At 70.2% G+C, this 5520-nt stretch carries 3 protein-coding genes; 2 read left to right on the forward strand and 1 reads right to left on the reverse strand.

Features of this window, described 5'->3' with window-relative positions; translation table 11 throughout:
- Positions 1-544: 544 nt before the first annotated feature.
- Entirely contained in the window at positions 545-3139 is a 2595-nt protein-coding gene (locus tag ACIA8O_RS38615) for a Helicase associated domain protein (protein ID WP_396298757.1), read from the forward strand.
- A gap of 114 nt (positions 3140-3253) precedes the next feature.
- Here the strand turns inward: ACIA8O_RS38615 and ACIA8O_RS38620 are convergent, their stop codons facing one another.
- Positions 3254-3445 (reverse strand): hypothetical protein, encoded by a 192-nt coding sequence (locus ACIA8O_RS38620; protein ID WP_396298758.1) that lies wholly within the window; start codon positions 3443-3445, stop codon positions 3254-3256.
- 77 nt (positions 3446-3522) lie between these two features.
- Here ACIA8O_RS38620 and ACIA8O_RS38625 point away from each other — a divergent pair.
- A partial coding sequence (locus ACIA8O_RS38625) for a tetratricopeptide repeat protein (protein ID WP_396298759.1) occupies positions 3523-5520 on the forward strand: 1998 nt, incomplete at its 3' end.

Here is a 5520-nt window from a genome sequence, read left to right on the forward strand (position 1 = left end):
GCTTCGCGCGGGCGGGACCCGCTCCGCGTGTCCTGGCCCGGCCTTCGGCCGGTCCGGTCCGGCGCTTCGCTGCCGGACTTGGGGCCGCTCCGCTTCGCTCCACGGCCCCGGGTGGCTGACGCTCGTTCGCATGGCTGAGCTGGGTTGATGGCTGATCTTACGACGGGCTGACTGGGGGCGGGGGTGGCCGGCGGGGGCACGTGCGGGTCGGCTTCACTCCCGCCAGATTGGTCTAGACCGTGGTCCAGGCCACGGAACCACCCTCACGGGGTGCTCGGGTGCGCTACCTTGGTCTGGTGTCGCCATGCATGATGTATCAACTCAGGTCGTCAGGAGATCCTGCCGGATGGGCCCTCCAGGTCCCGCTCCGAGGGACGGTTTTCGGCGATTCGGAATCCGGCTGCCATTCGGGTTTGAGGCGAATGGGATTTGCCGGTCTGAGACTCTCGTCTTTTCGGCTGGTGAATGTATCAGGATCGCGGCGTGAGGCAATCCCGCGCGGTGCGGTGTGCGGGTTCGGAATTCGGGTGAGGGGAGAGGGTCCGTGGGTGCTGTGAAGCTGGGTCTGCTGGCGGTGGAGGCCTCGAAGGGGGTGGTGCTGCGGGGGCACCAGGAGGAGGCGGTGGCGGCCATCGTGCGGGGCCTGACGCTGCGGCCGGGGCAGGTGGCTCCGAACGGTCTGCGGGTGACGGTGCAGATGGCCACCGGCACCGGGAAGAGCTACGTGGGCGCGTTCGCGGCGCAGCGGCTGGCCCCGCGGGGCGTGGTCCTGGTGGTGGTGCCCACCTTGAACCTGCTCACGCAGATGATCGGGTCCTGGCGGGCGGCGGGGCGCTCGGGTGAGATGCGGGCGGTGTGCTCGCTGGTCCAGGACGAGCTCCCGTCGGGGGTGACGGCTTCCACCAATGGCCTGGTGATCGGGTCCTGGATCTCCGATGCGCACCGGGTCCGCCGGCCTTTGACGCTGTTTGCCACCTACGCCTCGGTGGGGGCGGTGGCGGACGCGTACCAGTTCTGGGCCCGCACCAGGCAGGAGCTGCTGGCGCCGCTGGACCTGATGGTCTGCGATGAGGCGCACCGCTCGTCTGGGCATGTCGAGAAGACGTGGACGGTGGTGCACGACCAGGCGCTGATCCCGTCCGCCAGGCGTGCCTACTGCACGGCTACGCCGCGCATCTGGGCACCGCCCAAGAAGGCACTCAAGGCCTCCACCGGCCGCAAGGGAGCGCACCAGCCGCTCCCGGAGGAGCTGGCGGTGTCCATGGATGACGTGCGGATCTACGGCCCGATGGTGTTCTCCATGGGCTTGGCCGAGGCGGTGGAAAAATCGCTGCTGGCCCCGTTCGAGGTGGTGGTGGTCGAACTGAGGGACCCGCGCTCGGACCGGGACCAGGCCGACAAGCAGCCCGTCCCCTGGGGCGCCGGGGTCGGTGAGGCGCCGGACGGGAGCGAGGACGAGGTGCCGGCCGAGCAGCTCGCCGCGATGCAGGCCGGGCTGCTCAAGGTCGCCGCCGAGCGGAACCTGAAGCGCACCATCACCTTCCACAACCGCACGCTGGAAGCCCGCTATTTCAGCGAGACGCTGAACCAGACGGCCGAGCGGCTTCACGAGAGCGACCCGAAAAAATACCCGGCCGAGGTCTGGTCGCAGTGGCTCTCCGGGGAGCACTCGGTGGATTTTCGGGAAGAGGTCATCGGGGAGTTCGGATTGACCGAGGAGGACGACGGTCTGGGCTACCGGGTGATCGCCCAGTGCAAGATCCTCGGCGAGGGAGTCGATATCCCGAATGCGGATTCGGTTCTGATTTCCGGCCGGGGCAGCATGGTCGATATCGTCCAGGCCGTCGGCCGGGCCCTTCGGATCAAGCCCGGGGAGAAGAAGACGGCGAGCCTTATCGTGCCCGTCTTCCTGAAGCCCGGGGAGCGGCCCGGGGACATTCTGGAGTCTGACAGCTATAATGGGCTCGTCAAAATCTTGGCCGCTTTGCGATCGCACGACGAACGCATGGTCGAGGCCCTCGCGGTGCCGCAGCGCAGCGGCCAGCGGACCACCGGGCGCAGCGCCGAGGCGGCTTACGCGCCTGGTGAGGGGCACAGTTGGGGTGGTGACGGGTCGGCGGCGTTCACGCTGCCGGTCCGCTTCGAGTCCGACCCCGAGGACGACGTACTGGCCCTGTTCATCGCCTCGCGGGTGTTGACCGGTGAAACGCAGTTGTGGCGTGAGGCGATCGGGCATGTGCGGAATTGGTATAAGGAGCACGGGCACCTGAACGTGCCGTATGCGGCCCTGGTGGGTGAGAACGGGAACTATCCGTTGGGGCGGTGGTTGTCGGACCGTCGGGTGGAGAATGCGGCGGGCGAGTTGGCGTCATGGCGGGTGGAGCAGCTCGACGGGTTCGAGATGGTGTGGTCCGTCAGCGATGCGCGGTTCGAGGCCGGCCTTTCCTGGGCGCGGGTGTGGGCGAAGGACCACGGTTCGAGCCTGGCGGCCCCGGCCCGGGCCTCGGTAGGCGGCTACTCGATCGGCACCTGGTTGGCTGAGCTGCGGGCGTCCGCTCAGGTGCCGGACGGTGAGGCAGGGTCGCTGGCGCCGGAGCGGCGGGCGGCGCTGGAGGAGATCGACCCGTGGTGGTGCCCGAGTTGGCCGGTCGCCTGGCAGCGCGCCTACGCCGCCGCGAGGTCGTGGTGGCTGGAGTCGGACGGCCAGGTCGCGTGGGCGGAGCTGGCCGAGGACGTGATGTTCGAGGACGAGGCGCTCGGGCGGTGGGTGCTCGCGCAGCGGGCCGGCCACCCGGGCCTGGAGGCGGAGCAGCAGGAGCTGCTGGCCGCGATCGGCATCGAGGCCGACCCCGAGCTGGTCGCGGCGAAGGCCGCGGCCAACGCCCGGCCGAAGGTCTCCCGCACCGACCGCTTCGCACTCGGCATCGCCGCGCTCGCGGCGTTCGTCACCGAGCACGGGCATCCTCGGGTTCCCCGCCCGCACCGCCAGGCGGTGGAGGCCGGAGCCGACGGCGACGTCATCGAGGTGGCCCTGGGTGCGTTTCTCAACAACAGCAAGGCCCGCCGCGCCAAGCTGACCCCGGATCAGCTCGCGCAGCTGGCCGAGCACGGGGTGGAGTGGGCGGTGGCGGGCACATGACCCAGCCCGGTCTTCGACCTAGTCGGGCAGTCCTTCCGCGGCGTGCGACCGGGCTGGGGCCCGGAGGGCTGGGCAGGCCTTGCTGGAGGCCTGCCCAGCCGGGTGTGGTGGGGTTCAGCCGGGGAGCTGGGTGAGGGCCGCGGTGATGGCGGCCGCCAGGGCCAGGACAGCGGTGAAGGTGGTGGCGGCGCGGGTGATCGCGGTGGGGTAGGTCGCGCCGTCGAGGCGGGCCAGGACGCCGGCCGCGGCGGCGGCGAGGAAGGCGAACAGGACGACGAGGGCGATGGTGAGCAGGACGACGGTCACGGCGGTTCTCCCATTGGGTGGAGGGAAGTTGACGTGAACGAAGGTCCCGGAATCGGTGTCCGTCGTGGTCCGGGCGGATGATGATGAACATCGTCGGACGTGTGGTTGTGAGAGCGCGTGGTTGTGCGGGATGCGAGGTTCATGTGAGCGGGGAAGATGATCTTGTCGAGTTGCGGGAGCTGCTCGCCGACGGGGTCGCCCGTTCGCAGTTGACGAGGGCTCAGCTGATTGCCAAGTCGGGGTTGAGTCGTACCACGATCCACGAGGCGCTGCAGGACGGGGCCAGGGTCCCGAGCGCGACCACCGTCGCCGCATTGGCGAAGGCGCTGAAGATGCCGGATGCACAGTTGCTGAAGCTGCGGCGCAACGCCACCGGAGCCAGCCCGGCCGACGCTCCCGGCAGGCCCCTACCGGAGAGTGTCGGTGCGGGTTCGGGGCTGACGCCCCTGGCTCCTCCCCCGTCCCTCCCGGCCGGGTTCACCGGTCGCGACGAAGACCTGGAAGGCCTCCTCAACCTCCTTGCCCCCGCCATGGATGCCGAGAGCGGCGCCGACGTCGGGGATGGGACCGGTGCGGTGGTGGTGGCCTCCGTGCTGGGGATGGGCGGGATGGGTAAGACCACTCTCGCCCTGGCCCTGGCCCATACCGCCTTGGAGCGCGGGCTGTTCACCGGGGTGCTGTTCCTCGACCTGTACGGCTACGACGAGACCCCGGTCGACGGCACGCAAGCGCTCGACACCGCACTGCGTGCCTTGGACACCGACCCGGAGCGGATCCCTACTGAGACGACCCAGCGCGCCGCCCTGTACCGGGCCCAGCTCGCCGCCCGCGCGGCGGCGGGTCAGCGGGTTCTGGTGCTGGCGGACAACGCCTCCGACTCCGAGCAGGTCGAACTGCTGCTGCCGGCGGCGAACGGGCCGCACCGGATGCTGGTCACCTCTCGGGACAACCTCGCCCCCGATCTCGGCGCCCGCCTCGTCGACCTCGACGTCCTGTCCCCCGAAGACGCCGTCGCGCTGATGGACACCGCCCTGCGCACGGTCCGCCGCGGGGACGACCGTGTCACCGCCGACCCGATGGGGTCGGCACGGGTGGCGGAGCTGTGCGGCTACCTGCCGCTGGCCCTGCGGATCGCCGCCGCCCAGCTCGGAAGGACCCTCAAGCCCGCGCAGCTCGCGAAAGACCTGGAGGACCTGGGCGAGCGGCTGGAGGTGCTGGAGGATCGCAAGGACGCGGTCCGCACCGTGCTGGCTGGCTCCTACCGGCGGCTGCCGGTCCCGCAGGCGGAGCTGTTCCGACTGCTGGCGGTCAACCCCGGACCGGACATCTCCACCGAGACCGCCGCCGCCCTCACCGGCATCGGCAAGATCCGAGATGTCCGCAAGCGGCTCGACCTGCTCGCCGACGCCAGCCTCATCCGCCAGGACCCGGACACCGAACGGTGGCGCATGCACGACCTCGTCCGTGCCTACGCCACCGAACAAGCCGCACAGCACCCCCAACGCAGCAACGCTGCCCTCACACGACTCTACGAGCACTACCTGCGCACTCTGTTTGCGGCGGGCCTCCATCTCGGCCCCGCCGAGGGCGGTGACCGGAGCCGCTTCACCGACCGGGGCGCGGCGCTGGCCTGGCTGGACGCCGAACACATCGGCCTCGTCGCCACCGTCCACAGCACCCGCACCACCGGCCACTCCCACGCCACAATGGACATCGCGAGCTTGCTGGCGGAGTACCTACGTCTTCGTCGGCACTTGCAGGATGCGCTCGACGTGGCCGACGCCGCCCATCAAGCCGCCGCCGCGCTCAACGACCGCCGTAGCGAGGCTGGCACGTGGGGCAATCTCGGTAGCGCGCTTGGTGACCTACGGCGCTTCGACGAAGCCCTCACCGCCCACCAGAACGCCCTCAACATCCACCAGGGCCTCGGCAACCGCCACGGCGAAGCCGGCGCGTGGAACAACCTCGGCACCACCCTGCGCTACCTGAAGCGCTTCGACGAAGCCCTCACCGGCCACCAGAACGCCCTCAACATGCACCAGGGCCTCGGCAACCGCCACGGCGAAGCCGGCGCG

This window comes from Kitasatospora sp. NPDC051853 (assembly GCF_044452665.1).
Classification (GTDB): Bacteria; Actinomycetota; Actinomycetes; order Streptomycetales; family Streptomycetaceae; genus Kitasatospora.